The sequence below is a fragment of the Candidatus Polarisedimenticolia bacterium genome (assembly GCA_035764505.1).
Classification (GTDB): Bacteria; Acidobacteriota; Polarisedimenticolia; order Gp22-AA2; family AA152; genus AA152.
Genome location: DASTZC010000103.1, coordinates 1 through 26561, shown reverse-complemented (window position 1 = coordinate 26561; position 26561 = coordinate 1). Strand labels below are relative to the sequence as shown.

The following is a 26561-nucleotide window of genomic DNA, read 5'->3' as shown; positions in this document are numbered from 1 at the left end:
CGAGGGCCTGATGGAGGGGGCCGAGGACGGCGGCTCGCATGCCATCTGCGAGGAGGCCGCCCGCAGGCTGGAGCGCGTCATCCTCGAGGACGTTTCCAGGGATCCTGGAATGATGGCCACGCGCGATCTCGAAGTGCTCCTCAAAGACGGGATCAGGGCCATCCAGTCGACGCCGCTGATCAGCCGCGACGGTCATTTGATCGGGCTGCTCAACAACCATTTCACCTCGCCGCACCGGCCGGCAGAGAGGGAGATGCGCTACCTCGACCTGCTGGCCCGGATGACCGCCGACTTCCTCGAGCGCTCCCGCATCGAGCAGGAGCTGCGGGAGAGTGCCCAGATCCTGCGCGAGCGCGACGCCGAGCGGGCGCAGCTGCTGCAGAGCGAGCGCAGCGCCCGGCGCGATGCCGAGCGGGCCAGCAAGATCAAGGACGAGTTCCTCGCCACGCTGTCGCACGAGCTGCGCAGCCCTCTCAACGCCATCATCGGCTGGGTGCGGATCCTGGAGAAGCGGCCCTCGGACGCGGCCCTGCTGAGTGAGGGGATCGCGGTGATCTCGCGCAATGCCAAGGCGCAGGCCGACCTGATTTCCGATCTGCTCGACATGAACCGGATCATCTCCGGGAAGATGCGCCTGGAGATCGCCGACGTCAGCCTGTGCGAAGTGGTCCTGGAGGCCGTCGACGCCATCCGTCCGGCCGCCGAGAGCAAGCAGCTGCGCCTCGAATCGCACCTGGAGCAGCTGGAGCATTCGGTCCGCGCCGACGGCACCCGCCTCCTGCAAGTCATGTGGAACCTGCTGTCCAACGCGGTGAAGTTCACGCCCAACGGGGGAAGGATCGAGGTGCGGCTGGTGCGGCGGGACCGCCAGGCCGAGATCGTCGTGCGCGACACGGGCAGCGGCATCCACCCGGAGTTCCTGCCTTTCATCTTCGACCGTTTCCGCCAGGGGGATGCCTCGATCACCCGGTCGCACGGCGGACTGGGACTGGGCCTGGCCATCGTCAAGCAGCTGGTGGAGCTGCACGGCGGCAGCGTGCGCGCCGAGAGCGACGGAGAGGGAAAGGGAGCCAGCTTCGCCATCAGCCTGCCGCTGGAGGGGGCCCAGGCGTCCGCTCCCGAGCCGCCGCCCGAGAGGGGCGCCGGAAAGGGCTCCGACCAGAAGCCCTGTATCTCCCCCAACGTCGACCTCAAAGGGGTGACGGTTCTCGCAATAGAAGATCAGGAAGATGCTCGGAATCTTGTTAAAATGGTGCTCGAAGACTGCAATGCGAAAGTCATCAGCGCCGGGTCGGCCGAGGAAGCCTTGATCCTGCTCGGCAGCACCAAGCCGGACGTCATCCTGTGCGACATCGGGATGAGCGGCAAGGACGGCTACGAGTTCATCGAGGAGGTGCGTGAGAAGGGGGACAGGACCCCGGCGCTCGCCCTGACCGCGTTCGCGCGCACGGAGGATCGGATGAGGGCCCTGCGGGCCGGATATCACGGACACATCGCGAAGCCGATCGAGCCGGCGGAGCTGGTCACCACGGTCGCCGTGCTGGCGCGCGCCGCGAGGCGTGCCGGGGGGCTGCCGCTGGAAGGTGGGAGGGCATGACCGACGTGACACGGGACGGCAACCGCGGGACGCGCCGGACGCGCATCCTCTGCGTCGACGACCACGTCGAGATCCGGCGGCTGTTCGAGCTGGTCATGCGCGACAACCCGGAGTTCGAGGTGGTCGGCACATCCGAGGGCGCCGAGGAGCTGGAAGCTCGGGTCGAGGAGCTCTCACCCGACGTCGTCATCCTCGACCTGTCGATGTACGGGCGCGACCCGCTGGATGCCATGCGCAGCGTCAAGGAGCGGATTCCCGGGACGCGCTTCCTGGTCTCCAGCTCCTGGGACGACGAGGAGACGATCGACCGGGCGTTCCAGGCGGGTGCCAGCGGCTATCTCGTCAAGGAAGGCAACTTCGACGCGCTGGCCGACGCCATAAGGCGGGTGGCCAAGGACGAGAAGGTCGTCCCTGCCCGCCGCACCCCCGGGAGCCACTAGTCCACTAAAGCCTCCTGGCGCCCGCGCCCGGCACGCGGAGACCGGTCGGATGCTCGAGCTCAGGCCCACCTGCGAACATTGCAGCCGCGCGCTGCCTCCCGACTCCCTCGAAGCCCGCATCTGCTCCTATGAGTGCACCTTCTGTGAGCGGTGCGTCGCCGAGGTGCTGGAAAACATCTGCCCGAATTGCGGCGGCGGATTCACGCCCCGGCCCGTCCGTCCCGCGCGCGACTGGAAGGGCGGCAATTTCCTCGGCAAGGATCCGGCGAGCACGACGGTGCGCCACCGGCCGGTCGATCCGATCGCGCATGCGCACTTCGCGGCGGCGCTGAGGGACGTGCCGCCTCACGAGCGGTAGGCGCGGGTGCGCACCCTTTTCCACGGCGGACTGGCGATGCTCGCCTTCGCGGCGAACTCGGTTCTGTGCCGGGTGGCGCTGCGACAGGAGCTGATTGATCCGGCCGCCTTCTCGACGATCCGGATCGCCGCGGGTGCCGCGATGCTGCTGCTGGTGGGCGCCCGCGGGAGCGGACCGTTCCTCCCATCCCGCGGCTCCTTCCTGACTTCAGGACTGCTCGTCCTGTACGTCGTCCCCTTCTCCTTCTCCTACGTCGTATTGACCACCGGCACGGGGGCGCTGATCCTGTTCGGCTGCGTCCAGATCACGATGCTGCTGGGCGCGCTGCGCAGCGGGGAGCGGATCGTGCCGGCGCAGTGGGCCGGGCTGGCGGTGGCGCTCGCCGGACTTGTCCTGCTGGCGCTCCCGACCCTGGCGACCCCTTCGCTCCCTGCCGCGCTGCTGATGGCGCTGGCCGGGGTGGCCTGGGGTCTCTACTCGTGGCGCGGCAGGAAGTCGGCCGACCCGCTGGCGGCAACCACCGCCAACTTCGTGGGAGCGCTGCCGCTCGTCCTGATCGCGGCCGCGGCGGCGCGCGGCAGCCTTCACTTCTCGGCTTGGGGCGTCGCGCTGTCGGCATTCTCCGGTGCCGTGACGTCCGGGCTGGGATACGTAGCCTGGTACGCGGCGCTGCGCCGGCTCACGGGCCTGCAGGCCTCGGTGATCCAGCTCGGCGTGCCGGTCCTCGCGGCCCTCGGAGGAGTGATCTTCCTGGCGGAGAGCGTCTCGGCCCGGCTTATCCTCGCCACACTGCTGGTGCTGGGGGGCATCGCGCTGGCGGTCGTGGGCAAGGAGCGCTGGATGCGCCGCGTCGCCGCGTCGGCCGCCTGAAGGCGGCATTCTCCATCGGAGGAACGGTCATGGCGGTGCGCATCGTGAGGCTGGGCAGCCCGCGGGAGCAGGACGAAGGGCTGCGAATCGGGACGGTGCGCTTCCCGCCGCGCGGGGTGCGCAAGGAGGACCTCGCCCGCCGAGACTTCTACGATCTATGGCTCCCGGAGCTGGCCCCAAGCGCGCCGCTGGTGAAGCTGGGGCTGGCGGCGGACACGCCGACCCGCTGGACGGTCTACACCCGGCGCTACCGCACCGAGATGCGCGCGCCCGACAAGATACGGCTGCTTCGCCTGCTCGCCGGGTTATCGATCGCCGCGAACTTCTCGGTGGGCTGCTACTGCGCCGACGAGACGCGCTGTCACCGCTCCCTGCTGCGCGTGCTCTTGCACGATCAAGGCGCACATCTCGCTCCTTAGTGTCGCGTCACCAGAATCCCTTTGCATCTGGACGTCCCGTCGCGTTGCGCCTCGCTTGCGCACCGCTCCGAGCCCGCAGCGCTTCGGGAGCGCCTTGCGATCCGGGCGCCTCGAGGCCCCGTGCGAACGTGATTTCGGAGACGCAACACCACTTTGTCCCGATCCTTGGCGCAGGAGTACAAGAGAATACGGATTGGCTCGCGGCGATAACGCGCTGAAAACCAGAGGCTTCGCCGTTTGCGTCTTGCCGGCTCCAACTCCGCGTGCAATCATCGGTTGCGGCGAGGCGGACGCAACAGCCGGCCCCCGCTTTCCCGCGCGTTATCAGCAATCGTTCGCCGGCTCGTGAGCGATCCATGAGAATCGCCCAAGTAGCGCCGCTTTATGAGAGCGTTCCTCCCAGGTTCTACGGCGGGACGGAGCGCATCGTCTCCTATCTCACCGAGGAGCTGGTCGAACAGGGGCACGACGTCACCCTGTTCGCGAGCGGCGACTCGGTGACCCGGGCCCGCCTCGAGCCGGCCTGCCGCGTCGCGTTGCGCCTGGACCAGGAATGCGTCGACCAGATGGCGCATCACATCCTGATGCTGGAGCAGGTGATGCAGCGCTCCAGCGATTTCGACCTGATCCACTTTCACGTCGACTATCTGCATTTCCCGCTTTCCCGTCGCCAGAGAACGCCGCACCTGACCACGCTGCACGGCCGGTTGACCATCGCCGACATCATCCCGCTGCACCGGGAGTTCCGCGACGTGCCCCTGGTCTCGATCTCCGACGCCCAGCGCCGGCCGATGGCCTGGGCGAACTGGCAGGCGACGGTGCATCACGGTCTGCCCGAGAGCCTGTATCGGCCCCACGAGCAGCCGGGGAAGTACCTGGCCTTCCTGGGGCGGATCTCCCCCGAGAAGCGCGTCGACCGGGCTATCGAGATCGCCCGGCGCGTTCGCATGCCCCTGAAGATCGCCGCCAAGATCGACAACGCCGACCGGGAGTATTTCGAGGGAGCGATCAAGCCGCTCCTGCGCGGCCCGTACGTCGAGTATGTCGGCGAGATCGGGGACGCCGACAAGGAGGAGTTCCTGGGCGGGGCGTACGCCGTGCTGTTCCCGATCGACTGGCCGGAGCCGTTCGGCCTCGTCATGATCGAGGCGCTGGCCTGCGGCACTCCGGTGGTCGCGTTCCGCCGGGGGTCGGTGCCCGAGATCCTCGAGGAAGGGGAGACAGGCTTCATCGTCGACGACGTCGACGACGCGGTGGAGGCGATCCCGAAGGTCGCCGGGCTCGACCGCCTCCGCTGTCGCCGGGAATTCGAGGAGCGCTTCACCGTCGAGCGCATGGTGCACGACTACGTCGACGTCTATCGCAAGCTGACTTACCGACGGAGGCAATGCGCAGCGGGAGCCTAGTGTCGCGTACCCGAATTCACGTCACATTCGGCCACCGATCCATCCCGGCTTGCTGCGTTGCGCCTCGCTTGCGGACCTCTGGGGTACGCGGCGCTTCGGCGCGCCTTGCAGTCCGGGCGGCTCGGCGGCCTCGATGTTGACGCGACTTCGGATACGCGACACGTGATGTCCGAGGGGGCGATGGCCGACGAGGTCCTGCAGATCTCCGACAGCTTCTACATCCTCTCCACCTCCGCCCGCATCGACGACAGGACCCGCGTCCTGAAGCACGGCGACACCTTCGCGGTGTTCGACCGCTTCGGCGACGTCGAGGAGACGGGCACCGGCGTCCTCGGCGTCTTCGGGATGTACGATCACGACACCCGCTTCCTGTCGCGCTTCCGCCTGCGCCTGGCCGGGACCCGGCCACTGCTCCTCAGCTCCACCGTCAAGGACGACAACGCGCTGCTGACCGTCGACATGATGAACTCCGACATGTGGCTGGACGGCTCGGTCATCGTGCCGCGCGGCACGGTCCACCTGTTCCGGGCCCGCTGCCTGTTCAACGGGACCTGCTACGAGCGCCTGCGGGTGCACAACTATGGGCCCTCGACCGTCGACCTGTCGCTGTCGCTGGAATTCGGGGCCGATTTCGCCGACATCTTCGAGGTGCGGGGGCTGCGGCGCGAGCGCTACGGGACGCGCCTGCCCGCGCGCCTCACGCAGGACGGGCTGGAGTTCCCCTACGAGGGGCTGGACGGCCGCCTGCGGCGCACCCGGCTGGTTTTCGACCCGCTGCCCGAGAAGCTCGATGGGACACGGGCGATCTTCGATCTGCGGCTCGGGCCACGCGCCGAGAGCACCTATCGCATCGCCATTTCCTGCCTGCTGGAGGACACGTCCTCCCGCCCGGATGGCGCCATCGTCCCGGCACGGCCGTGGATCGGCACTGAGGAAGCCTTCCGCGACGCGTCCGACGCCTTGGCGCGCGCCAAGGCCGAGGAGCCCCAGATCTTCACCTCCAACGAGCAGTTCAACGACTGGCTCAACCGCTCGCTTTCCGACCTGCACATGATGCGCACCGAGACGGCTTACGGGACCTACCCTTACGCTGGCGTCCCCTGGTTCAGCACCGCGTTCGGGCGCGACGGGCTGGTCACCGCCCTGCAGTCCCTGTGGGCCAATCCCTCGGTGGCGCGCGGCGTGCTGCAGTACCTGGCGGCCACGCAGGCCGAGGGCGAGTCGGTGGAGCAGGACGCGCAGCCCGGCAAGATCCTGCACGAGACGCGTGCCGGCGAGATGGCGGCGACCGGCGAGATCCCGTTCGGGCGGTACTACGGAAGCGCCGATGCCACGCCGCTGTTCATCGTGCTGGCCGGCGCCTATTACCGGCGCACCGGTGATCGGGCGCTGATCCAGGCCCTCTGGCCGCACGTGGAGCGGGCCCTCGGCTGGATCGACGGGCCGGGAGATCCGGACCATGACGGGTTCGTGGAGTACGACCGACGCTCGGCGCGCGGACTCGTCCAGCAGGGGTGGAAGGATTCGCAGGACTCGGTCTTCCACGAGGACGGCACGCTGGCGGAAGGGCCGATCGCCATGAGCGAGGTGCAGGGTCTCGTCTACGCCGCCAAGAGCGCCGCGTCCTTGATGGCCGCCGCCCTGGGGAAAGAAGCGCAGGGCATTCAGCTGGCGCGCGAGGCGGAGCGGGTGCGGGAGCGCTTCGAGGAGGCCTTCTGGTGCGAGGACCTCTCGACCTACGCGCTGGCGCTGGACGGGCGCAAGCGTCCCTGCCGGGTGCGTGCCTCCAACGCCGGACAGTGCCTTTTCTCCGGGATCGCCAGCCTGGAGCGCGCCCGGCGCGTGGCGGCGACCCTCACCCATGAAGGGGCCTTCTCGGGCTGGGGCATCCGTACCGTCGCGGCCACCGAGCCGCGCTACAACCCGATGTCGTACCACAACGGCTCGATCTGGCCGCACGACAACGCGCTGATCGCCGCCGGCTTCGCGCGCTACGGCCTCAAGGACGAGACGATGAAAGTCCTCACCGGACTGTTCGACGCCAGCATCTTCTTCGACATTCACCGCCTGCCGGAGCTGTTCTGCGGGTTCCCGCGGCGGCCGGGAGAGGCACCCACCCCCTACCCGGTGTCGTGCGCGCCGCAGTCGTGGGCGGCGGGCTCGGTGCTCCTCCTGCTGCAGGCCTGCCTGAGCCTGGAGATCCGGGGGCCGATGCGGGAGGTGGTATTCACCAAGCCGAGCCTTCCGGAGTTCCTGCGGGAGGTGCTGATCAAGGGGCTGCGCGTGGGAGAGGCGAGCCTGGACCTGCAGATCGTGCGGCACCAGGAGAACGTCGGGATCAACGTCCTGCGGCGCGAGGGGCCGGTGAGCGTGGTCACGGTGAATTGACAGGAATGTATGCCCATGTTGCATCATGCGGCTTTACAGGCGACGGTGGGCGTCGGGTTCGGATAGGACGGGGAGGTTTGACGCTCGCCCACCGCGCCTGAATGCCGTTACGCGCTTCGCGCGGCCGAGGGATGGGCGGCCATCAAGGAGGGTCTGAGAATGTTGGACTGGTGGACGCGGCGGGCGGGGAGGTCCTCATGAGCGCGACGACGGCGCTGCTTCTCATCGACGTTCAGCAGGGGTTCGACGAAGCGCGCTGGGGGCCCCGCAACAATCCCGAGGCCGAGAAACGCATCGCCGAGCTGCTGGCGGCCTGGCGCGCCGCGGGACGGCCGGTGCTGCACGTCCAGCATCATTCGCTGGAAGCAGGGTCGCCCTTGCGCGCGGAGCTGCCTGGATCGGCTTTCAAGCCCGAGGCGCAGCCGCGGCCGGGCGAGCCGATCTTCCACAAGCATGTCAACAGCGCCTTCATCGGCACCCATCTGGAAGCGCACCTGCGCGCGCACGGCATCGAGGAGCTGGTCCTGGCGGGGCTGACCACCGATCACTGCGTCTCGACGACGGCGCGCATGGCGGGGAACCTGGGATTTCGCGTCGTGGTGGTCGAGGATGCGACCGCCACTTTTGACCGGAGCGGCCCGGACGGCGAGCGGCTCGGCGCCGATCTGGTGCACCGCGTGGCGCTGGCGAGCCTGCACGGGGAATTCGCGACCGTGAAGAGCGCGCGAGAGCTCCTGGACGAGGACGCCCCGTGACTTTCGGGGGAGCCGCCCCGCGCCTCCCGGTGCCGCCTGTGCGTCCGTCGCACCGGGTGACGGACCGATGAGCGATCTCTCCGGACCTGCGATGCTGGAGGCCTGGCGCAGCGAGGCTGAGACGATGTGGCGCGACCTGAAATCGGGAAACGAAGAGGCGACCTGGCGGTTCAAGTGGGAGCACCCGCGCTTCCGCCGTAGGCCGGTGAGCGAGGTCGATCCCGCGACCCTGGACCTCGTCGATGCGCGGCTCGTGGTCGCCCGCCAGCACGGCTTCGAGGACTGGGAGAGCCTGGTCGCTTTCACCGGCCGGCTGCAGCGTGACGCCGGCGTGGCCCGTTTCGAGGCGGCGGTGGAAACCGTCGTCTCGGGAGACCTGGCGGCTCTCGAAGCGATGCTGCGCGTAGATTCCGAGCTGGCGAAGGCCCGCTCCAGCCGCCGCCATCACGCCACGCTGCTGCACTACCTGGGGGCCAATGGCGTCGAAGGGGAGCGGCAGAAAACTCCGTCCAACGCCGTCGAAATTGCCCGCGCCCTCCTGGAGTCGGGCGCTGAGGCGGATGCCACGGCCGACCTGTACGACAGACCATGCACCACGATGAGCATGCTGGTCTCGAGCTCCCATCCGGCGGAGGCGGGATTGCAGGGGTCGCTGGCCACGACGCTGCTCGATTACGGCGCGGCCCTGGAAGGGCTGGAAGGCAACGGGTCGCCCCTGATGACCGCGCTGGTATTCGGCTACCTCGACACCGCGAAGCTGCTCGCCCAGCGGGGCGCGAAGGTCGACACCCTGGAGACGGCGGCCGGGCTGGGGCAGGCCGACCTAGTGGCCCGCCTGCTTCCCGGCGCCGGCAATGCAAGCCGCCAGTTCGCGCTGGCGCTGGCGGCGCAGCACGGGCAGATCGAGGTGCTGCGGCTGCTCCTCGATGCGGGCGAGGACCCGAACCGTTACAACCCGGAGGGGCACCATCCGCACACGACGCCGCTGCACCAGGCGGTCTGGTCCGGCCACGCGGATGCGGTCGCGCTGCTCGTCGAGCGCGGCGCGCGGCTGGATTTGAAAGATACGCTCTACCAGGGCACGCCGCTGGACTGGGCGCTCTACGCCGGCCGCACGGAGATCGCCGATTACCTGCGCGGCCGCGGGGCGCCGCAGGACTGAGCCGGCCTTCGCGCCGGTTACAGGGCCAAGGAGGCAGAGGATGCTCACCGGGGACTCTTACGAGGAGCGGGTCGCCCGCTGCCTGGAAGAGCTGAGGATCCCATCGGGGTACGCCGCGGAGCGCCATCTGCCGCTGCATCGCGAGGCGACGCGGCTGGTTCCTGCCGGCGTGGACATCTATGGGAGGGACCGCCAGCTCACCCCCGAAGCCGCGTCGGCCTGGAGCGAGCTGCAGGAGACGGCGCAGCGCGACGGCATCACGCTGCTGCTGGTGTCCGCCTTCCGCGGTCTCGATTACCAGCGGCAGATTTTCGAGCGCAAGATGGCCGCCGGGGTGCCCCTGGAGGAGATGCTGAAGGTGAACGCCCCGCCCGGCTACAGCGAGCATCACACCGGGAGGGCGGTCGATCTGACGACGCCGCTCTGCGCGCCGCTGACGGAAGAGTTCGAGGCCACGGCGGCGTTTGCCTGGCTGGCGCGGAAAGCCATCGGCTTCGGCTTCTCCATGAGCTATCCGCGCGACAACCCCTTCGGCATCGCCTATGAGCCGTGGCATTGGGCGCTGCGCGAGCCGGCCGAAGGATGACGGGAGGGAGCATGAAGCGATGGTACGTGGTCCTGCGCACCCGTGGCGCGCGCTTCAACGAGGCGGTGCCCCTCGAGGAGCAGATCGAATGGAAAGAGCACGCGGCCTTCATGGACGCCCTGGTGGAAGAAGGCTTCGTCGTCCTGGGCGGCCCGCTCGAAGGGACGCGCGACGCCCTGCTGGTGGTGCATGCCGGCGATCCGCAAGAGATTGAGCGGCGTCTGGGGGCCGATCCCTGGGTGAAGAGCGGGATTCTGATCCCGAAGCAGATCAGCCCCTGGCGGATCCGGCTCGGCTCCCTGGAGCAAAAACCATGAAAAGATTCCTCATCCTCGTGGCGCTGCTGTCCTTCATGGGAGAGGTGCCGGCGGCCGGTCCCCAGACCCAACCCGCGTGCGCCCCCGCCAAGATGGTCAAGGCGACCATCCGCAACGCGACCCCCGACATCGATCCCGATTCGTTTGCCGCCCAGCCGAGGACCTACTACCGACTGGGCACGCGCTACGGCCGGGTCGAGGATCAGCCGGACATGGAGCACGGCGTCCATGGGTTGATGGTGGCCAGCGAGCCCGACTTGTGGATGATCAATCTCCTGAACAAGAAGGGGAAGCACATCATCGACAAGCAGCCGCCGCAGCACTTCCACATCCCGCTGCTGGCACTGCCGGGCAACCCCGCCAGCCCGCCGGAGGACGCGGCATCCGAGTTCCTGCGGGGTTTCGAGCTGGGCTGCGAGCTCGAGTATGTGAAGGCGCAATCGGGCGGGGCCCCTCCGAAGCCGGAGCAGCTGGACGGCCACACCTACGACGCCTACACCGCCACCCAGGGAGAGCACAAGATCGTGCTGCTGATCGATCCGGCGAACGGCAAGCCCTTCTCGGCCACCTCGCTGAAATCGGGCAAAGTCATCACGCACGTGCGCTATGTCGAGTATGACGCCGGCCTGGCGCCCGATCTCTCGCTCTTCGTCCCGCCCAAGGACGTCCGCTTCCTCGAGAGATAAGCCCCCGGACATTCAAAGTGGACCGTAATGCCCCGTTCAGGACCGCCGCGGCGGCGTGGGCGGAGGCTCGAAGGACGGGCTTTCATGCCGTATAGTGAGGTGTCGATTGCGATGATTCCGAGCCTGCGGCCGCCGCGTCGTGAGTGCCTGGCGGATAAGGAGCCTGGAATGCTGTTCATGGTGGTCGAGAATTTCCTTCCCGGGACCGCGGCCGAAGTGTACCGGCGCTTTCGCGATCGGGGCCGCATGGCCCCCCAGGGCGTGACCTACGTCGCAAGCTGGGTGGATCTCCCCTTCCGCCGCTGCTACCAGGTGATGGATGCGGAAAGTGAATCGCTCCTGAAAAAATGGACTGCCAACTGGGAAGATCTGATCGAGTTCGAGATTATCCCGGTGCGGACCTCCGAGGAAGCAGCGCGCTTCATCGCGCCGCAGCTGTAGGCTCTAGGGAGGCGAAGATGTCGATAGCGGGTGTGAATCAAGTCATGGGAGAGGATCCAGAAAGGACACGCGGCGGAGCGGAGGCGATGAACATCCGGCGGGCTTCCGAAGCGGATCTTCCTGGAGTGACGGAATGCCTGGCCGCTGCGTTCGAGGATTATCGCGGCGCCTACACCGAGGAGGCCTACCGTGACACGGTCCTTTCGGGCACCGACCCGCAGCGCCGGTTCCGCGAGATGACGGTCCTGGTCGCCGAGGACGCGGCGGGGAGGATCGTGGGAACGGTGGCTTACCGGCTGATCTACTCGGGCGAAGGGCACGTGAGGGGCATGGGCGTCCGTCCGGATCAGCAGGGCAGCGGACTGGCCGGACGCCTGTTGGCGGCCGCCGAGCAGGGGCTGCGGGAGCAGGGTTGCCTGCGAGTGACGCTCAACACCACCGAGGTCCTGGAGCGGGCTCGCAAGTTCTACCGCCAGCAGGGGTATGGGACGACCGGCATCGTCCACGATTTCTACGGCATGCCGCTGATCGAGCACGATAAAACGCTGTAGGCCTCTTGCAGCCTCCCCGGCCGGGGCCTAACTTCTCCTTCGACCGCGGGAGGCGCCCGGCTCGCGCCTCCCGGAGCTCGGGGAGCGAGCCGGGGGGGCCTGATGAATGCAGTACACATCGGAGCAGGTATCCGAATTCAAGCGCTCGTTCTCGAAACGCCGGAAGCGGCAGCTCCTGCTGGCGGTGCCGCTGTTCGCGGCGGTCATCGCCGTCGCGGTGCAGCGCGACTCGGCGAGCCCGGAAATCCTGGGCATCTCGCCGTCGATCTATGGGCCCGCTTTCCTGGGCTTGGTGGTCGCGGCGCTCATCTTCTCGTTTCTGAACTGGCGGTGTCCGGCATGCAACGGCTACCTGGGAAGGACGATCAGCCCGAGATTCTGCGCCAAGTGCGGGGCGGTCCTGCAGTAGTCCTTCCCGTCATCGTCCGCGCGCGGCCGGTGGGGCGATGAGAAATCGGCGGATCATCATCTTTATGTCCTGGCTGCTGGCGGCCTTCCTGGCGGAAGGCTGCGGCGGCTGGGGCAGCACGCGGCCCTCGCTCGAGATGACCCCTTTCGTGGAGCTGGCGCACCGGAGCCTGTGCTCCGACATTCGTCGCCGTCTTTTCGTGATCGACGAATCGATGGTGCTGTTCCAGCGGGCCGGCAGCTGTCCCGACAACAGCTACGCCACGACGCTGTATGGCGGCAGTCCCGCGGAAATCCTCTGCACGACCCACGATTCGATTGCCGGCCCCATGACGAATTGCGAGGCGGGTGCGCCGAGCGATCTCTTCGACACGATGATCCAGAATGCGGATAGCCCCGATCTGGGCCTCGGCTCCGACCACAAGGTTCGCTCCGTCCCGTTGTAGCCCTCCCCGGGCCGCCCTTGCAAACCATGAGATAAGCCTGCGGCGCGCATTTCGCGCCGTCAGGCTATATCCGCGCCGTTGACCCGCGGGAGCGCCCTCCGCGACCGTCGGGTCAAGGGCGTTTCATCAGGTTGCAAGCCGGGTTTCCGGACAATAGATTCTCCACTCCGTGGACCGGTCTGCTCCCGCCTCCCGGAGGGGTGGCGGACCGGCGGCGCGCCCCCGGAGGCGACCGATGCTCCAACCCCGGAACTCCTTCTTGCGGAAACGGCTCGAGATCGCAGCCTTCTGCCTGCTTCTCGCGCTGTCCACTTCCTTCGCCGCAACCAACGGCGCCCCGTCAGAATCCCGCCACGCGAGCCCGGAGGGGTGCACCGGAGGAGAAGTGCGCGTCGAGGAAGGGTGCCTGCGCAAGCCGGAGCCGCTGGAGAAGGTCTCCCCGGTCTACCCGAAGGAGGCCCACAAGAAAGGGGTCGAGGCGAGCGTGCTGGTCAGCGCGCGAGTCGGCGTCGACGGGAGCATCGAGACGGCGAAAGCGGTAGACTCCGAAGCCACCGACCAGCTCTTCCTCCCGGCTTTCGAGGAAGCGGCGGTGACGGCCGTGCGGAAATGGCGCTACCGGCCGGGGGCGTTGAACGGCAAGCCCGCGCCGGTGTTTTTCTCGGTCACCATCAATTTCCGGCTGAAGTAATTGGAGCTCGAAGAAATGTTCGAGCATCGCCGGCAGCGGCTGCTGGATCCGCGGGCCTTCGCGCTGCGGATGGCGCGCCATGGCGTCTGGGCGATGCTCCTCATCCTCTTTTCCCTCATCTTCGGGACCCTTGGGTTCTTCTTCTGCGCCGGTCTTCCCTGGATCGACTCCTTCCTCAATGCCTCCATGCTGCTGGCAGGCATGGGCCCGGTCGGCGACATGGGCCCCCCTCTGGGCAAGGTCTTCGCCTCGTTGTACGCTCTCTACTCGGGTCTCATATTCCTGATCGTGGCCGGGCTGTTGAGCGCTCCCGTCTTCCACCGGATGCTGCACCGGTTTCATCTGGACGGCGAGGAAGACAAGCGCCGGTAGGATCGGACTCAGCAGAGCTCGACTCGCTCTTGGGACCACTCCTGTAGGATGATGCGACCGTACCTGTCACCCCGGCGCGGTCGATGCGGAGGAGGCTCGTGCATGGACCAGAAGCGGGTCCGTGAGATTGCCGAGGAGTCGCTTTCGGTGGGCGAGGAGCGGCGGGGGTAGCGTGAATCGGGCCTGGGAATTGCTCTCACGCAGCGGGCACGAGAAGGCTCGCTGGAACTGCGCCGTGCCTGAAGGCGGAGAGGAGTCCCGCCTCGTCTGCGACGTCGTCCTGACGGGCGCCGGGCTCCCCGAGGCGCTCGCTTCCGGGACAGGATCGGAAGATGGCTCCGGCTTCAGCCTCTCCTTTCCGGGTCTGGAGGTTTCGGTGGCCGGCCTCGCGAGGCTGAGCGCGCTTCTCGGCGAGTGGATCGGGCTCCCTGCTCCGGAGCGCGCCGGGCGGCGGCTCGGCATCGACTGCGACATGGGCTCTCTTTTCGATAGAAGATTGATGCTGCGAATCGGCGAGCGTGCCGATACGGTCTCCGGGGGCTTTCCGGTGGCGACCTTGAGCTACTCGGCCGGGCGGCTGACCGGGGAATTCTCGTTTCTGACCGACGAGCAGCGGCTGGAGGCTCTGCGTGCCGGGCTCGAAAGCGCCCTCGGACCGCGCGCCTGAAGCGGATCGGCGCGCCGGCCGGATTCGTGGGACGGACATGACACAGGGAAAAGAGCGGCATCTCGGAGTGATCTCCGACACGCATGGGCTGCTCCGCCCGCAGGTGGTGGAGGCATTGCGCGGCGTCGAGCTCATCCTGCATGCGGGCGACGTCGGCGCCCCCGGGATTCTCGAGGATCTGCGCAGGATCGCCCCGGTAATTGCCGTGCGAGGCAACGTCGATGTCGATTCCTGGGCGCGCCGGCTGCCGGAGACCGAGCTGATCGAGGTGGCGGGAGTGTCGGTCTTCATGCTGCATAACCTCGCGGAGCTCGACCTCGACCCAAAAGCCGCCGCGATACGGGTGGTGGTATTCGGACACTCGCACCGCGGAGAGGCGACCATGAAGGACAGCGTCCTGTACCTCAACCCCGGCGCGGCGGGGCCGCGGCGCTTCTCCCTGCCCGTCTCGGTGGCGCGCCTGACGATCACGGGCGGAGCCGTACATCATGAAATCCTCACCCTCGACTGCTAGCCACCATCCCTCGCGATCTCCTTGGCGATCGTGGTGGGGCCGCACGCTGCTGGCTTGCGGACTGCTGCTCCTCGTCATTGCGCTCCATTACACGCGGGTGGTGCTGCAGGCCCGGGTCCGGACGCCCGACATCCTCGAGGCGGCGCTGGCCGATCCCGCCATGGTGCTCAGCCCGGACGATCTCGCGGCGCCGCGGCTCCGGGCGCTGCTGGCCGTCCAGGATCCGCGCTTCTTCGAGCACAAGGGATGGGATTTCGGCGGCGGGCGGATCACGACGATCACCCAGGCGCTGGTGAAGTGCTATTACTTTCATTCGTTCCGGCCCGGAATCTCGAAGATTCGCCAGTCGCTCATCGCTCGCTTCACCATGGACCCGCTGGTGTCGAAGGAGGATCAGCTGACGCTGTTCCTCAATACCGTCTACCTCGGCACCCTCGACGGACGCGCGGTGAACGGGCTGGCCGACGGCGCGCAGGTCTTCTTCGGCAGGCCCTTCGCCGAGCTTTCCTGGGACGAGTATCTGGCGCTGCTGGCCTGCTTCTCGGCACCCGATGCCTTCAATCCCCGCGTCAATCCCATGGAGAATGCGCGGCAGGTCGAGGCGATGAAGCACCGGCTGGCGGGGCTCGGCATCGTGGCCGACGTCCCGGCAATCAAGAGGTCGCCATGATTCGCGAGCGAGCATCGTCCGGGCGGCAGCTCGATGCGGTAATCCGCGAAGCATGCGCGACGCGGGTTCTGCGAGCGCGCTACTACGCGGTCTCGATCCAGCGGCTGCTCGAGCTGATGAAGGAGGCGGGATCTCGCGGGTGCGGCGTCTGGACGGGCGGTTCTTCCAGCCGTTGCTGATCGGGGACAAGGCGGACTGATCGCGACGCCGAGCGGGTCGAAGCAACGAGAATGCAGGCTCAATCGCACGGCCCGCGGATCCCCAGCAATACCGGGACAGCAAGGAGCAGAACATGACGGGACACAAGGTGGTGGAGGTGGGGCCCGAGGACGCGGCGATGGTCTTCGGCCTGGTGGCCTACCTCCTGCGTGAGCTGGGGGAAGAAGGGGACGAGACGGGCGACCTGCAGGCCGCGGCGCTGGCGAGCGCCTGGCGGGAAGGGAACTCCCGGCACCGCGCCTTCGTGGCCTATTCGGCCGAGGGGACCGCGGTCGGCGTGGCCACCATCACGGAGGCTTTCGCCCTCTACGCCAACGGCTTCTACGGCATCATCAACGAGATGTTCGTGGTGCCGGAGCACCGCGGCAGCGGAATCGGGGCAGCCCTGATCGAGGCGGTGAAGGCAGCCGGTCGAGAGCGCGGCTGGCGGCGGATCGACGTCACCGCCCCCGAAGCGTCCCGCTGGGCGCGGACCCGCAGCTTCTACGAGCGCGAAGGATTTATCTTCACCGGCCCGAAGCTTAAGTTTCTTCTATAGCCAGAGTTGCCTACCAGTACTTATAGCGTGGCAGTACTCGCTGCTCGAACGAGAAGGGATCGGGCCGCCCCGGCGTCACCATTACACGGACCCATCCCAGAATGGGAGACCCGGGGACCTCGAGGCGGAAGACGTTCTCCAGCCGCTTTCCGGTGGTGCGCCGGATGAGCGGCTTGTCCACCGTGTATTCATGGCCGTCGCCGTGCACCAGCAGGACCGGCTTGCCGAATGCCTCGGCCTCCTCCTCCAGCACGGTGATGAAGGGCTCGTAGGCCTGGCGATAAGCATCCCGCGGCGGCGCCCGCAGCCCCATTTCCGCATGAAAAGCGAGGATGACCCCTTCCGAGCCGGCGGCGCGCGCCTCGGCGAAGGCGGCGCGGGTCCACTCGGCGGCGGCCATGGTGCGCTGGCGGCGGGCCGCGATCTCGGGGGCCGGAGCCGTGCCGTGGAAGCGCTCCAGGCCGTTCTCGCTTCCCGGCAGGTTCACCGTGGCGATGACGTAGCCCTGGTGCTCCCAGCGAACGTTCTCCACGAACTCGGAATACATCCCGCCGCCGCCCTGGCTCACTAAAGGAACGGTAGCTCCCCCGTGGCTGCGTCCCGGCGGGTCGAAGAAGATCTGCCGGATGCGGCGCAGGCGCTCGTGCGGGTCGTAGGAGCCCGAGCCCGATTCCCAGCAATCGGCCCACTCGTTGTCGCCCGGTGTGTAGAGGACGGGAAAGCGCAGGGCCTTGAACCGGCGGAGAGTGTGCTGGTAGAGCGCATCGTAGCAAGGGTGCCAGAAGATGTCGCCGACGTGCAGCACGGCGTCGAGATCGTGGGCTTCGAGGTCGCGCATCACCAGCCGGTACTGGAAACTTTCCCAGGGGTAGTAAGGAGCGTCCCCCAGGGCCGCGAAGGCCCAGGTCGATTCGGGGGGTTTGGGCAGCGGCGGGGGCGGGCCGGCATGGAGATAGATCCAGGCGATGAGGGCTGCTCCGACGGCTCCCGCAATCCAGACTCTGCGATGGCGCACGATGGCTGCTCCCCTCCGGCCGGGCCGCGGAGCAAGGCGGCCGTTCTGCCGGCCCGGCATCATACTCCTCGGCGGCCCCATCCACCCTGGCGGCGAGGGGAGGATTTCGCGTACGATGAGGGCCCGCACACACCGGGATCGACGGCGCCGCTAGGCATAGAACCCGGCCTTGCTCAGCGCCGCATGCCGAATCGAGGTGAGCGCTTGGATCTTCGCTGGTACGAGACTTTCTTCCGGGGCGTGGCGCTCGATTTCTGGCGCCAGGCGGTTCCTCCCGATCAGAGCCGGCTCGAGGCCGAATTCCTCGCGGCGGAGCTGAAGCTTCCGCCCGGCGGTCACGTCCTCGACATTCCCTGCGGCAGTGGTCGGCATGCGCTGGCGCTGGCATCTCTTGGCTATCGAGTCACGGGTCTCGACCTGTCGCACGAGCAGATCGAGGAGGCGCGCCGGCTCTCGGCAGAAGCAGGCCTGCGGATCGAATGGCGCGAAGGCGACATGAAGGACCTCGAGGGAAGCGAGGAGGTCGACGGCGCCTACTGCATGGGAAACAGCTTCGGCTACATGCCGCCCGAGGAAACGCACCGGTTCATCGCCGCGGTGGCGCGGTCCCTCAAGCCCGGGGGACGGTTCGTGATGGATACCGGCATGGCCGCTGAGTCAATCCTGTCGAGACTGAAGGATCGGGAGTGGGCGCCGGTGGGGGAGATCCTCTTCCTGGAGGAGAACCGCTACCTCCTCGCCGAGAGCTGCATCGAGACGACCTACACCTTCGTGCGTCGCGGCGAGACGATCGTCCGCACGGGACTGCAGTGGGTCTACACCTTGCGCGAGCTGCGTGCGCTGCTCGGCGGGGAAGGGCTGCGGGTCGAGTCGATCTACCGCGGCGTGGATCGGGTCCCCTTCGAGCTGAGCGCGCCTTACCTGATCCTGTCGGCGCAGAAGCAGGCCACTTGAAAGGGAGGAGCGAGCCCTGATCGGGATTGCTCCGATTCGGCTCAACCTTGAGAGGACCATGAAGAAGGCCGTGCAACGGATCCGGCTGATCCACTGGAACGGAATGGAAGCGCGCGATCGCATGGCGACGCTTCGCCGCCTCGGCTACCGCGTGGAGCACTCCCTGTCCCTGGGAATGTCGGAGCTTCGTAAGATGGGCGAGGATCCCCCCGCCGCCGTGGTCGTCGATCTTTCGCGGCGCCCGTCGCACGGCTGCGAGATGGCCCTGTCGATCCGCCAGCGCAAAGCCACCCGCTACCTGCCGCTGCTCTTTCTGGAGGGGGAGACGGAAAAGGTGGAACGGATCCGCCGCGTCCTGCCCGATGCCGCGTACGGCCGCTGGTCGAAGGCCGCGGGGCTCCTGCGCCGGACGATTGCATCTCCGCCTGCCGAGCCGGTCAAGCCCGCCTCGATTCTGGCGGGTTACTCGGGTACGCCGCTGCCGAAGAAGCTGGGGATCAAGCCGGCGATGGAGGTGGGGACGGTGGGCGCGCCTTCTCACCTGAGCACGCTCCTGGGCGATTTGCCCGAAGGTGCCCGCCTGACAGACGGCGCGCTGGCGGCGCCTCTTCTTCTCTGGTTCATCCGCAACCGCGGGGAGCTGGAGAAAGGGATCGGCGGGATCGCCGCACGGCTGACCGGCGCGGTCTGGATGATGTGGCCGAAGAAGACCTCGCCGCTGGCCTCCGACCTGACGCAGCAGGAGGTTCGCGAGATCGGCCTCGCCCGGGGGTTGGTCGACTACAAGGTCTGCGCTGTCGACGCCGACTGGTCGGGGCTGCTCTTCACGCGCCGCAAGGAGACGCGAAAATGAGATGCCTCAAAAATATTAAAGGAGGGTTGAGATGTTCGATCACGTGGCGGTGAATGTGCGCGATATCGAAAAGAGCCGGAAGTTCTACGAGAAGGCCCTGGCCCCTCTGGGCTGCTCCGTCACCGGGACGTTCGGCGACTGGGTCGGCTTCGGGAAGGACGGCAAGAGCTTCCTCTGGCTGACGCGGCGCGACCCGGTGGGGGGCAGCGTCCACATCGCCTTCGCCTGCGACCGCAGAGAGATGGTGGATCGCTTCCACGATGCGGCGCTGCAGGCGGGCGGGCGGGACCACGGCAAGCCGGGCGTGCGCCAGGATTATTCTCCCGACTATTACGCCGCCTTCGTCCTCGACCCCGAAGGGAACAACATCGAGGCGGTGTGCCACAAGCCGCAGCGCTAGAGGGAGGGACGATGGCCTGGCTCCAGCTCCTGGTCGCTGGAATCCTCGAGGTCGTCTGGGCAATCGGCATGAAGTACAGCGCCGGCTTCTCGAAGCTGTGGCCCAGCGTGATCACGGTGGCCGCGGCGCTGGCGAGCTTCTATTACCTGTCGCTGGCGCTGCACACCCTTCCCGTGGGAACGGCCTACGCCGTCTGGACCGGAATCGGGGCGGTGGGCACGGCGGCGCTGGGGATCCTGCTGTTCGGGGAATCGGTCTCGGCGCTGAGAATCGCCTGCATCCTTTTGATCGTCGTGGGCATTCTGGGCCTCAAGTGGACCGCCTAGCGCCGGCGTCGTCCGCCACTGGAGAGCCGGTGAGCCGTGGGCTCCCCGGCCGCCTCGAGCTGGCGCTTTCCCCTCCGGTCGTCCGCCGGGCGCTGAAGATCGCCGCGGTGGTGGGGACGATCCTGATCCTGATCAACCATGGGGACGCCCTGCTGCGCGGCGACCTATCGCCCTGGCGGCTGTTCAAGATGGGCCTGACCGTGATTGTCCCCTACCTGGTCTCCACGATCTCCAGCGTGGAGGCGATGCGGGGCCCGAAATGACGCGCCTTTCCGGCTCGGCGTGCCGGGCGATCGGCGCGCGGACGTGAGGAAATCGACGTGATCGAAGTGCAAAGCTTGAGCAAGACCTTCGGAGACCGGAAGTCCGACAAAGCGGTCCGGGCCGTCGACGATATATCGTTTTCGGTCAAGGCAGGCGAGATCTTCGCTTTCCTGGGACCGAACGGCGCGGGCAAGACGACGACGATCCAGATGCTGACGACGTTGTTGAAGCCGACGAGCGGCACCGTGGGCATCGACGGATTGGATCTCGCCGAGAAGCCGCTCGAGGTCCGCAAGCGCTTCGGCATCGTGTTCCAGGATGCCAGCCTCGACGGCGAGCTCACGGCGTACGAGAACATGGAGCTGCACGGCGTCCTCTACCATGTGCCGCGCAAGCTCCGGGCCCAGCGCATCGAATCGCTGATGAAGCTGTTCGAGCTCTGGGACCGGCGCGCGTCCCTCGTCAATACGTTCTCGGGCGGCATGCGCCGGAGGCTCGAGATCGCGCGCGGTCTCCTCCATACGCCGAAAATCCTGTTCCTCGACGAGCCGACGCTCGGCCTCGATCCTCAAAGCCGCAACCAGCTCTGGACCCACGTCAAGCAATTGAACGCCGACGAGGGCGTCACGGTCTTCCTGACGACGCACTACATGGACGAGGCCGAGAAGACCGCGCAGCGAGTGGCGATCATCGATCACGGCCGGATCGTCGCGCAGGGCGGCACGGAGGAGCTCAAGGCACAGACGGGCACCGATTCGCTCGAAGGCGCGTTTTTGAAGCTCACGGGCACGACGATCCGCGACGAGCGCAGCTCGGCCGCCGACGAGATGCGGCGGATGGCGAAAATGTGGCAGAAGGCCCGGCGATGAGCGTCATCTATGTGCTGTGGCTGCGCGAAGTGAAGCGCTACCTGCGCTCGCGCTCGCGAATCATCGGCTCGCTGGCGCAGCCGGCGCTCTACCTGCTCGTGCTGGGCTTCGGTTTCGGCGCCGTGTTCCGGCAGGCCGGGCAGGGCAGCTACCTGCAGTTCGTCGCCCCGGGTGTCATCGCGATGGGCGTTCTGTTCACGTCGGTCTTCTCGGGCATCGGGCTGCTCTGGGATCGGCAGTTCGGGTTCCTGAAGGAAACGCTCGTCGCACCCGTGCCGCGGCTGACGATCATGGCCGGTCGCACGCTCGGCGGCGCCACGATAGCGATCATTCAAGGCGCGCTCGTCCTCGTGGTTTGCATGCTCGCCGGCTTCAGGCCCGGGAACTGGGCGACCCTGCCGCTCGCGCTGATGTTCATGGCGCTGATCGCGATTCTCTTCGCGGCGCTCGGCACCGCGATTGGATCGACGCTGAAGGACATGCAGGGCGCTCAGCTGATCATGAACTTCCTGATCATGCCGATCTTCTTCCTGTCGGGCGCGCTGTTCCCGCTCAATAACCTGCCGGCGGCTCTCACGGTCGCGACGCGGCTCGACCCGCTGTCGTATGGCGTCGACGGCTTGCGCGGCGCGTTCATCGGCGTCAGCACGATGGGCTTTGTCGTCGACGTCTCGGTGCTTTCGGTGCTGTCGGCGCTTTTCCTGGTTCTCGGCGCATGGGCGTTCTCGAAGATCCAGGCTTGAGCCGGCGGCGCGTGTCTTCCGTGACCCAACCGGTCCCGGTGCGGCGCGCGCCGCGGATGGGTGCGAGAGGTCTTACCGAAGCGGCCGCGCCGGCGGCGGCGCGAGGAGGCAGCGATGCTGAGGGCGATCGGCGGAACCATCGTGGGCTACCTGGTGATCGTCGTGATCATCATGGCGACCTTCACCGGATTGTACTTTCTCATGGGGGCCGACAGGTCGTTCCGGGAAGGGACCTACGTTCCCAGCCTGTCCTGGATTCTGGTGACCTTCGTCCTGAGCCTGCTGGCCGCCATGGCGGGGGGCTGGGTGAGCGTGGCGGTGGGGAAGAGCGCCAAGGCGGCAACCCTTCTCGCCACGATGGTGTTCGTCCTGGGGATGGCGCTCGCGGTCTTGAGCCTGAACGAGCCTCCCCTGGAGAACCCGGTGCGCTCCGGCGACGTGAGCAACTTCGAGGCGATGAAGAGGGCGAAGGAGCCGAGCTGGGTGGCTTTCACCAACCCGATCCTGGGAGCCATTGGCGTCGTGGCCGGCGCGCGTCTCAGGAAGCCGGCGGCGCCTTGATGCGGACGCCTCTGGCTCCGGCGAGCTATCGCACGGCCCGCGGCGACGTGCTGGTCCGCCCGGTCGGCGACGGCGAGATCGACGCGCTGTTGGAGCTGATCCGCGAGCTGGCGCGTTACGAGCAGGCGCTGGAGCGGATGACCGCGACGCCCGAAGCGCTGCGCTCGGCGCTGGAGGCCACCCCGCCGAGCGCCGAAGCCGTCCTGGCCTTCCTGGAGGGGGAGATCGTAGGATACGCGATAATCCACGGTTCCTTCTCCAGCTATCTGGGCAGGGAATGTCTGTACCTTGAGGACCTGTATGTGCGCCCGGCAACGCGCGGCGCCGGCATCGGGAAGGCCCTCCTGGCGTACGTGGCGGAGGTGACACGTGCCCGCAACCTGGCGCGGCTGGAGTGGTCGTCGCTGGCCTGGAACGAGGCGGCGAAGGAGTTCTACGAAGCGCTCGGGGCCAAGAGTGAAGCGCGGCTGATGTACACCCTGTCGGGCGAGGCCCTGGAAAAACTGACCGATCGCCATCGAAAGTGAGGAGAGGCTCATGTCGACGTCCGCTGCAAAGTTTTCCGGCTCCATCCCCGAGAAATACGACACCTATCTCGGCGGGTTCCTTTTCGAGCACTACGCGGCCCACCTCGCCGGCAAGCTGGCCCTCTCTCCGGAGAGCCGGGTTCTGGAGATCGCCTGCGGCACCGGGATCCTGACGCGGCAGCTGCTGAAGGCGCTCCCCGCCAAGGGAACGCTGGTCGCGACCGATCTGAACCAGGGGATGCTGGATTACGCCCGCGGCAAGGTGGGTCCCGATCCGCGCCTGGAATGGAAGGTGGCCGACGCCATGAAGCTCCCCTTCGCCGACGCCTCCTTCGACGTCGTGGCGATCCAGTTCGGGGTGATGTTCTTCCCCGACAAGGTGGCGGCGCTGAAGGAGGCGAAGCGCGTCCTGAAGCCGGGCGGGACGCTGGTGTTCAACGTCTGGGGCTCGCTGGAGGACAACCTGTCGGCGAAGATCGTCCACGAGCTGGGGATGCGCAAGTTCCCGGCCGATCCGCCGAAGTTCTTCCTCGTCCCCTTCGGCTATTACGATGTCGAGCGCATCACCGCCGACCTGCAGGCCGCGGGCTTCACCGACGTCCGCACCGAGGAAGTTGCCTATGAGGTTACGACGCCCACCGCCCGGCATGCGGCCATCGGTCTGGTGGAGGGATGCCCGATGGTCGTGGCGCTGCAGGAGCGCGGCATGACCGATCCCGCCCCCTTTACCGCGGAAGCGGAGAAGCTGCTGGCCGCGGCCTTCGGGGAAGCTCCCTTGCGCACCTCGGTCAAGGCGATCTGGATCGGCGCCCGGAGCTGAGGCTCATGGCGAAGCATGCCGCGGTGCTGGCGGCCGCCCTTCTGTTGATGGGAGCGGCGGGCAAGCCGGCCTCGCCGCCCGCCCCGCTCGACCTGTCGCGCTTCGAGCTGGTGGATCTGACCCATGCCTTCGGGGCGGACACCGTCTACTGGCCCACCTCCCCCATCGGCTTCGAGATGCAGCCGATCTCGAAAGGGATGACGGAAGGAGGCTGGTACTATTCCGCGAACCGCTTCTGCGCGGCGGAGCACGGCGGCACCCACCTCGACGCTCCCGTGCACTTCTCTGAATCGGGCGACACCGCCGACCGGGTCCCTCTCGAGCGCCTGATCGCGCCGGCGATCGTCCTGGACGTCTCGGCGCAGGCTTCCGGCAATCCCGATTACCAGGCCACCGCCGCCGACGTGCAGGCCTTCGAGGCGCGGCACGGGAAGATCCCGAAAGGATCGATCGTCCTGCTGAGGACCGGCTGGAGCCGCAGGTGGCCCGACCGCAAGGCCTACCTGGGAGACGACAAGAAAGGAGACGCCTCGAACCTGCACTTCCCGGGGTGGGGTCCGTCCGCGGCGAAGATCCTGGTAGAGGAGCGCGGCGCCGCGGCGCTGGGCCTCGACACCGCCTCGCTCGACCCGGGAAACTCGAAGGACTTCGCGGTGCACCGCCTGGCGGCGGCGCGCAACGTCCCGGGGCTGGAGAACCTCAAGGATCTCGAGAAGCTGCCTGCGAAAGGGGCCTGGCTGCTGGCCCTGCCGATGAAGATCGAAGGAGGCACCGGCGGCCCCCTGCGCGCCGTCGCGCTCGTCCCCAGGAGCTCTACCTCTTCGAGGCAACCGGGACCCCCATGAAGCGCGCTACGCGACTTGCAAATCCCACGGCATCGAGTTCCGCAGCCGCTGCCGTGCCCACGCATAGTCCCGACGGCGTGGACCTGACGCTCATCCGCTGGATGCTGTCCCTGACCCCTCTCGAGAGGCTCGAAGCGCTGCAGGGCGTTCTCGCCATCCTGACACGCGATGAACGCACGAAGCCGCGGCATCGCTGACGGTGAGCTGCTCTTCTCATAAATCTGCATCAAGGCCGACAGGAAATGGTGTATGAGTATTGAGAAAACAAAGAACGGTGATTCGCGAAACTTGCAGGGGATAGTCGGAGGAACTCTTTCTTCAGTCCAATTTGTCATGAGTTATCTGATTCTCGGATTTGATTCTCAAGGAGCTCTCACTACACTTGTCTGGCCCGAGATCACCATTGGTAAGGAGCACTACCACTTTGGCGATACTGATTACCGGAATGAATTATGTGAATTGATAGGAAAGGTCGTTCAAACTGCGCAGGTTACTGAAAGAGAAGAAATTGTCATAACGTTAGAAAATGAGACGCAGCTCTTAATACCCCTGCGCAAAGCAAGCAACCCCGGCGAAAGGGCAATCTTTGCTGGACCGAAACATGCCTTGTACGTCTGGTAAGTTGAGGATCTCCGGACACCCGATGGGGATGAGGTTACTGCATCATGCTGTCGGGATCACCTCCGCGTGCCCCCCTCTGGTCCAGCTGAAAGATGACGTCTTTGATGGGCTGAAGGGCCAAGGAGGAGTCATGCGAATGAGCCGGTACACTGAGGAGAAGAAAAACTCATCCGGCAGTGGCCAAACGACGGTGAGCGTCATGGGCTACCGGCGCCTCGACGGGGGAGCGCTCGGGCATGGGATGCGAGGGCCTAGTCCCGGCGGATGTACTCGAAGTCGAGGGGCTTGCCGTTGATGCCGGAGTTGGGGGCCGAGATCCAGTTGGCCATCTTGCCGCGCTCCAGGACGGGCTGCATCAGGTGCTTGACGAGCTCGCGGTCCTTGTCGCTGGGGAGCCACTCGAAGCGCCGGCGGTTGAACTCCTCGTCGGTGATCGGGTTCCCCTGCGGGTCGAAGAAGTGGCCGCTGTACATTCCCATCTTGCGGTTGAAGCGCCGGCTGGGGAGCTTGATCTCTAAGTTGATGCCGGCCTCCTTGATGATCCGGTTCCAGCGGTCGACCCCCTTCTGATTCTCGTCCACATAGGCGTCGCGCACCACCTCGTTCATGGCGTTGCGCATCGGCACCTCGCGCGACACCAGCCGGCCGGCGTCCAGGGCCTCCAGCTTGTAGGTCCCTTCCAGCGCGATGTGATCGGGATACTTCTCCTCCTTGGCGCGCCCCTTCAGCCCGGAGGCGAAGTAGTCGGCCGCGTTCGAGGAGATCTCCCCGCCGAACAGGTCGAGGCTGCTGGAGTACCAGAAGTTCACGTAGCGCTGGATGGTCCCGAGGTCGATGCCGCCGCCGTTTCGCGCGTCCTCGTTGGGATCCTGCTTCATCAGCTCGCAGGCGCGCTTGACGACCCGGCCGATGCCGGTGTCGCCCACGAACATGTGGTGCGCCTCCTCGGTGAGCATGAAGCGCGTGGTGCGGGAGAGCGGGTCGAAGCCCGACTCGGCGAGCGCCAGCAGCTGGTACTTGCCGTCCCGGTCGGTGAACATGGTGAACATGTAGAAGGAGAGCCAGTCCTCGATGGGCTCGTTGAACGCGCCCAGGATGCGCGGGCGGTCCTGGTCCCCGCTGCGCCGGGTGAGCAGCTCCTCCGCCTCCTCTCGCCCGTCGCGCCCGAAGAAGCGGTGCAGCAGGTAGACCATGGCCCACAGGTGGCGCCCCTCCTCCACGTTCACCTGGAAGAGATTGCGGCAGTCGTACATCGAAGGGGC

The 26561-nt window shown here is 67.0% G+C and carries 38 protein-coding genes; 36 read left to right on the top strand and 2 right to left on the bottom strand.

Annotated elements, in window-relative coordinates:
- The 23 genes from VFW45_07095 to VFW45_06985 all read left to right on the top strand — a co-directional run.
- Positions 1-1597: ATP-binding protein (locus tag VFW45_07095; protein ID HEU5180540.1), on the top strand; the 1597-nt coding region annotated here is incomplete at its 5' end.
- The gene (locus VFW45_07090) at positions 1594-2037 is read left to right on the top strand and encodes a response regulator transcription factor (GenBank protein ID HEU5180539.1); all 444 of its coding nucleotides are present in this window, start codon (positions 1594-1596) and stop codon (positions 2035-2037) included. The genes VFW45_07095 and VFW45_07090, both read left to right, overlap by 4 nt.
- Positions 2038-2086: 49 nt before the next feature.
- A complete protein-coding gene (locus VFW45_07085) occupies positions 2087-2395 on the top strand; it encodes a DUF1272 domain-containing protein (protein HEU5180538.1) in 309 nt (102 codons plus the stop codon).
- Between the two features lie 6 nt (positions 2396-2401).
- Positions 2402-3265 (top strand): DMT family transporter, encoded by an 864-nt coding sequence (locus VFW45_07080; protein HEU5180537.1) that lies wholly within the window; start codon positions 2402-2404, stop codon positions 3263-3265.
- A gap of 29 nt (positions 3266-3294) precedes the next feature.
- The gene (locus VFW45_07075; protein ID HEU5180536.1) at positions 3295-3684 is read left to right on the top strand and encodes a DUF488 family protein; all 390 of its coding nucleotides are present in this window, start codon (positions 3295-3297) and stop codon (positions 3682-3684) included.
- Between the two features lie 356 nt (positions 3685-4040).
- Positions 4041-5090, top strand: coding sequence for a glycosyltransferase family 4 protein (locus VFW45_07070; protein HEU5180535.1), 1050 nt, complete (start codon positions 4041-4043; stop codon positions 5088-5090).
- Between the two features lie 165 nt (positions 5091-5255).
- The gene (locus VFW45_07065; GenBank protein HEU5180534.1) at positions 5256-7478 is read left to right on the top strand and encodes an amylo-alpha-1,6-glucosidase; all 2223 of its coding nucleotides are present in this window, start codon (positions 5256-5258) and stop codon (positions 7476-7478) included.
- A 197-nt stretch (positions 7479-7675) separates the two neighbouring features.
- Positions 7676-8233 (top strand): cysteine hydrolase family protein, encoded by a 558-nt coding sequence (locus tag VFW45_07060; GenBank protein HEU5180533.1) that lies wholly within the window; start codon positions 7676-7678, stop codon positions 8231-8233.
- Between the two features lie 67 nt (positions 8234-8300).
- Positions 8301-9395: an ankyrin repeat domain-containing protein gene (locus VFW45_07055; GenBank protein HEU5180532.1), complete on the top strand. Its 1095-nt coding sequence runs from the start codon at positions 8301-8303 to the stop codon at positions 9393-9395.
- Positions 9396-9435: 40 nt separating this feature from the next.
- The gene (locus VFW45_07050; GenBank protein ID HEU5180531.1) at positions 9436-9981 is read left to right on the top strand and encodes a M15 family metallopeptidase; all 546 of its coding nucleotides are present in this window, start codon (positions 9436-9438) and stop codon (positions 9979-9981) included.
- 11 nt (positions 9982-9992) lie between these two features.
- Entirely contained in the window at positions 9993-10298 is a 306-nt protein-coding gene (locus VFW45_07045; GenBank protein ID HEU5180530.1) for a YciI family protein, read from the top strand.
- Positions 10295-10984, top strand: a complete 690-nt coding sequence (locus tag VFW45_07040; protein ID HEU5180529.1) for a hypothetical protein — start codon at positions 10295-10297, stop codon at positions 10982-10984. Before VFW45_07045 ends, VFW45_07040 begins: the two co-directional genes overlap by 4 nt.
- 168 nt (positions 10985-11152) lie before the next feature.
- Positions 11153-11425, top strand: coding sequence for a DUF3303 family protein (locus VFW45_07035; GenBank protein ID HEU5180528.1), 273 nt, complete (start codon positions 11153-11155; stop codon positions 11423-11425).
- A 17-nt stretch (positions 11426-11442) separates the two neighbouring features.
- On the top strand, positions 11443-11976 hold the full coding sequence (locus VFW45_07030; GenBank protein ID HEU5180527.1) for a GNAT family N-acetyltransferase: 534 nt from the start codon (positions 11443-11445) through the stop codon (positions 11974-11976).
- A 106-nt stretch (positions 11977-12082) separates the two neighbouring features.
- Positions 12083-12385 (top strand): hypothetical protein, encoded by a 303-nt coding sequence (locus VFW45_07025; GenBank protein HEU5180526.1) that lies wholly within the window; start codon positions 12083-12085, stop codon positions 12383-12385.
- A gap of 37 nt (positions 12386-12422) precedes the next feature.
- Entirely contained in the window at positions 12423-12830 is a 408-nt protein-coding gene (locus VFW45_07020; protein ID HEU5180525.1) for a hypothetical protein, read from the top strand.
- Positions 12831-13065: 235 nt separating this feature from the next.
- Complete coding sequence (locus tag VFW45_07015) at positions 13066-13521, top strand: energy transducer TonB (protein HEU5180524.1); 456 nt, start codon at positions 13066-13068, stop codon at positions 13519-13521.
- A gap of 15 nt (positions 13522-13536) precedes the next feature.
- A complete protein-coding gene (locus tag VFW45_07010) occupies positions 13537-13893 on the top strand; it encodes a hypothetical protein (GenBank protein HEU5180523.1) in 357 nt (118 codons plus the stop codon).
- 172 nt (positions 13894-14065) lie between these two features.
- On the top strand, positions 14066-14560 hold the full coding sequence (locus tag VFW45_07005; GenBank protein ID HEU5180522.1) for a hypothetical protein: 495 nt from the start codon (positions 14066-14068) through the stop codon (positions 14558-14560).
- Positions 14561-14597: 37 nt separating this feature from the next.
- Complete coding sequence (locus VFW45_07000; GenBank protein HEU5180521.1) at positions 14598-15074, top strand: metallophosphoesterase family protein; 477 nt, start codon at positions 14598-14600, stop codon at positions 15072-15074.
- Positions 15049-15744, top strand: a complete 696-nt coding sequence (locus tag VFW45_06995; protein ID HEU5180520.1) for a transglycosylase domain-containing protein — start codon at positions 15049-15051, stop codon at positions 15742-15744. The genes VFW45_07000 and VFW45_06995 overlap by 26 nt, the downstream gene beginning before the upstream one ends.
- A complete protein-coding gene (locus VFW45_06990; GenBank protein ID HEU5180519.1) occupies positions 15741-15923 on the top strand; it encodes a hypothetical protein in 183 nt (60 codons plus the stop codon). Before VFW45_06995 ends, VFW45_06990 begins: the two co-directional genes overlap by 4 nt.
- 113 nt (positions 15924-16036) lie before the next feature.
- On the top strand, positions 16037-16501 hold the full coding sequence (locus VFW45_06985; protein HEU5180518.1) for a GNAT family N-acetyltransferase: 465 nt from the start codon (positions 16037-16039) through the stop codon (positions 16499-16501).
- A 10-nt stretch (positions 16502-16511) separates the two neighbouring features.
- On the opposite strand, the gene VFW45_06980 is transcribed toward VFW45_06985, so the two are convergent.
- Positions 16512-17516, bottom strand: coding sequence for a metallophosphoesterase family protein (locus VFW45_06980; GenBank protein ID HEU5180517.1), 1005 nt, complete (start codon positions 17514-17516; stop codon positions 16512-16514).
- 204 nt (positions 17517-17720) lie between these two features.
- Here VFW45_06980 and VFW45_06975 point away from each other — a divergent pair, with 204 nt between their 5' ends.
- The 13 genes from VFW45_06975 (at position 17721) to VFW45_06915 (ending at position 25299) form a co-directional block, all read left to right on the top strand.
- The gene (locus VFW45_06975; protein ID HEU5180516.1) at positions 17721-18470 is read left to right on the top strand and encodes a class I SAM-dependent methyltransferase; all 750 of its coding nucleotides are present in this window, start codon (positions 17721-17723) and stop codon (positions 18468-18470) included.
- Between the two features lie 58 nt (positions 18471-18528).
- On the top strand, positions 18529-19323 hold the full coding sequence (locus VFW45_06970; GenBank protein ID HEU5180515.1) for a hypothetical protein: 795 nt from the start codon (positions 18529-18531) through the stop codon (positions 19321-19323).
- Between the two features lie 31 nt (positions 19324-19354).
- Positions 19355-19723, top strand: coding sequence for a VOC family protein (locus VFW45_06965; GenBank protein HEU5180514.1), 369 nt, complete (start codon positions 19355-19357; stop codon positions 19721-19723).
- A gap of 11 nt (positions 19724-19734) precedes the next feature.
- Positions 19735-20049 (top strand): quaternary ammonium compound efflux SMR transporter SugE, encoded by a 315-nt coding sequence (gene sugE, locus VFW45_06960; GenBank protein HEU5180513.1) that lies wholly within the window; start codon positions 19735-19737, stop codon positions 20047-20049.
- A 29-nt stretch (positions 20050-20078) separates the two neighbouring features.
- Positions 20079-20312 carry a nitrate/nitrite transporter NrtS gene (gene nrtS, locus VFW45_06955; GenBank protein HEU5180512.1) on the top strand — a complete coding sequence of 78 codons (234 nt, stop codon included), beginning with the start codon at positions 20079-20081 and terminating at the stop codon, positions 20310-20312.
- Positions 20313-20372: 60 nt separating this feature from the next.
- Positions 20373-21182: an ATP-binding cassette domain-containing protein gene (locus VFW45_06950; protein ID HEU5180511.1), complete on the top strand. Its 810-nt coding sequence runs from the start codon at positions 20373-20375 to the stop codon at positions 21180-21182.
- Positions 21179-21925, top strand: coding sequence for an ABC transporter permease (locus VFW45_06945; protein ID HEU5180510.1), 747 nt, complete (start codon positions 21179-21181; stop codon positions 21923-21925). Before VFW45_06950 ends, VFW45_06945 begins: the two co-directional genes overlap by 4 nt.
- A gap of 114 nt (positions 21926-22039) precedes the next feature.
- The gene (locus VFW45_06940) at positions 22040-22486 is read left to right on the top strand and encodes a hypothetical protein (protein ID HEU5180509.1); all 447 of its coding nucleotides are present in this window, start codon (positions 22040-22042) and stop codon (positions 22484-22486) included.
- On the top strand, positions 22486-23013 hold the full coding sequence (locus tag VFW45_06935) for a GNAT family N-acetyltransferase (protein HEU5180508.1): 528 nt from the start codon (positions 22486-22488) through the stop codon (positions 23011-23013). Before VFW45_06940 ends, VFW45_06935 begins: the two co-directional genes overlap by 1 nt.
- A gap of 10 nt (positions 23014-23023) precedes the next feature.
- The gene (locus tag VFW45_06930; GenBank protein ID HEU5180507.1) at positions 23024-23833 is read left to right on the top strand and encodes a methyltransferase domain-containing protein; all 810 of its coding nucleotides are present in this window, start codon (positions 23024-23026) and stop codon (positions 23831-23833) included.
- A 5-nt stretch (positions 23834-23838) separates the two neighbouring features.
- Positions 23839-24678, top strand: a complete 840-nt coding sequence (locus VFW45_06925) for a cyclase family protein (protein ID HEU5180506.1) — start codon at positions 23839-23841, stop codon at positions 24676-24678.
- A gap of 53 nt (positions 24679-24731) precedes the next feature.
- Positions 24732-24875 carry a hypothetical protein gene (locus tag VFW45_06920; protein HEU5180505.1) on the top strand — a complete coding sequence of 48 codons (144 nt, stop codon included), beginning with the start codon at positions 24732-24734 and terminating at the stop codon, positions 24873-24875.
- Between the two features lie 52 nt (positions 24876-24927).
- The gene (locus tag VFW45_06915) at positions 24928-25299 is read left to right on the top strand and encodes a hypothetical protein (protein ID HEU5180504.1); all 372 of its coding nucleotides are present in this window, start codon (positions 24928-24930) and stop codon (positions 25297-25299) included.
- A gap of 251 nt (positions 25300-25550) precedes the next feature.
- On the opposite strand, the gene boxB is transcribed toward VFW45_06915, so the two are convergent.
- The coding region (boxB, locus tag VFW45_06910; protein ID HEU5180503.1) for a benzoyl-CoA 2,3-epoxidase subunit BoxB at positions 25551-26561 on the bottom strand (1011 nt) is incomplete at its 5' end.

Bases quoted from the DNA above. Each gene is read 5' to 3' on its own strand.
- VFW45_07055 (HEU5180532.1), top strand. From the start codon at position 8,301: ATGAGCGATCTCTCCGGACCTGCGATGCTGGAGGCCTGGCGCAGCGAG.
- VFW45_07065 (HEU5180534.1), top strand. From the start codon at position 5,256: ATGTCCGAGGGGGCGATGGCCGACGAGGTCCTGCAGATCTCCGACAGC.
- VFW45_06985 (HEU5180518.1), top strand. From the start codon at position 16,037: ATGACGGGACACAAGGTGGTGGAGGTGGGGCCCGAGGACGCGGCGATG.
- VFW45_07010 (HEU5180523.1), top strand. From the start codon at position 13,537: ATGTTCGAGCATCGCCGGCAGCGGCTGCTGGATCCGCGGGCCTTCGCG.
- VFW45_07015 (HEU5180524.1), top strand. From the start codon at position 13,066: ATGCTCCAACCCCGGAACTCCTTCTTGCGGAAACGGCTCGAGATCGCA.
- VFW45_07020 (HEU5180525.1), top strand. From the start codon at position 12,423: ATGAGAAATCGGCGGATCATCATCTTTATGTCCTGGCTGCTGGCGGCC.
- VFW45_07050 (HEU5180531.1), top strand. From the start codon at position 9,436: ATGCTCACCGGGGACTCTTACGAGGAGCGGGTCGCCCGCTGCCTGGAA.
- VFW45_07000 (HEU5180521.1), top strand. From the start codon at position 14,598: ATGACACAGGGAAAAGAGCGGCATCTCGGAGTGATCTCCGACACGCAT.
- VFW45_06935 (HEU5180508.1), top strand. From the start codon at position 22,486: ATGCGGACGCCTCTGGCTCCGGCGAGCTATCGCACGGCCCGCGGCGAC.
- VFW45_07070 (HEU5180535.1), top strand. From the start codon at position 4,041: ATGAGAATCGCCCAAGTAGCGCCGCTTTATGAGAGCGTTCCTCCCAGG.
- VFW45_06940 (HEU5180509.1), top strand. From the start codon at position 22,040: ATGCTGAGGGCGATCGGCGGAACCATCGTGGGCTACCTGGTGATCGTC.
- VFW45_07085 (HEU5180538.1), top strand. From the start codon at position 2,087: ATGCTCGAGCTCAGGCCCACCTGCGAACATTGCAGCCGCGCGCTGCCT.
- VFW45_07035 (HEU5180528.1), top strand. From the start codon at position 11,153: ATGCTGTTCATGGTGGTCGAGAATTTCCTTCCCGGGACCGCGGCCGAA.
- VFW45_06930 (HEU5180507.1), top strand. From the start codon at position 23,024: ATGTCGACGTCCGCTGCAAAGTTTTCCGGCTCCATCCCCGAGAAATAC.
- VFW45_07025 (HEU5180526.1), top strand. From the start codon at position 12,083: ATGCAGTACACATCGGAGCAGGTATCCGAATTCAAGCGCTCGTTCTCG.
- VFW45_06990 (HEU5180519.1), top strand. From the start codon at position 15,741: ATGATTCGCGAGCGAGCATCGTCCGGGCGGCAGCTCGATGCGGTAATC.
- VFW45_07060 (HEU5180533.1), top strand. From the start codon at position 7,676: ATGAGCGCGACGACGGCGCTGCTTCTCATCGACGTTCAGCAGGGGTTC.
- VFW45_06945 (HEU5180510.1), top strand. From the start codon at position 21,179: ATGAGCGTCATCTATGTGCTGTGGCTGCGCGAAGTGAAGCGCTACCTG.
- VFW45_07030 (HEU5180527.1), top strand. From the start codon at position 11,443: ATGTCGATAGCGGGTGTGAATCAAGTCATGGGAGAGGATCCAGAAAGG.
- VFW45_06995 (HEU5180520.1), top strand. From the start codon at position 15,049: ATGAAATCCTCACCCTCGACTGCTAGCCACCATCCCTCGCGATCTCCT.
- VFW45_07040 (HEU5180529.1), top strand. From the start codon at position 10,295: ATGAAAAGATTCCTCATCCTCGTGGCGCTGCTGTCCTTCATGGGAGAG.
- VFW45_07090 (HEU5180539.1), top strand. From the start codon at position 1,594: ATGACCGACGTGACACGGGACGGCAACCGCGGGACGCGCCGGACGCGC.
- VFW45_07045 (HEU5180530.1), top strand. From the start codon at position 9,993: ATGAAGCGATGGTACGTGGTCCTGCGCACCCGTGGCGCGCGCTTCAAC.
- VFW45_07075 (HEU5180536.1), top strand. From the start codon at position 3,295: ATGGCGGTGCGCATCGTGAGGCTGGGCAGCCCGCGGGAGCAGGACGAA.
- sugE (HEU5180513.1), top strand. From the start codon at position 19,735: ATGGCCTGGCTCCAGCTCCTGGTCGCTGGAATCCTCGAGGTCGTCTGG.
- VFW45_06970 (HEU5180515.1), top strand. From the start codon at position 18,529: ATGAAGAAGGCCGTGCAACGGATCCGGCTGATCCACTGGAACGGAATG.
- VFW45_06925 (HEU5180506.1), top strand. From the start codon at position 23,839: ATGGCGAAGCATGCCGCGGTGCTGGCGGCCGCCCTTCTGTTGATGGGA.
- VFW45_06915 (HEU5180504.1), top strand. From the start codon at position 24,928: ATGAGTATTGAGAAAACAAAGAACGGTGATTCGCGAAACTTGCAGGGG.
- VFW45_06965 (HEU5180514.1), top strand. From the start codon at position 19,355: ATGTTCGATCACGTGGCGGTGAATGTGCGCGATATCGAAAAGAGCCGG.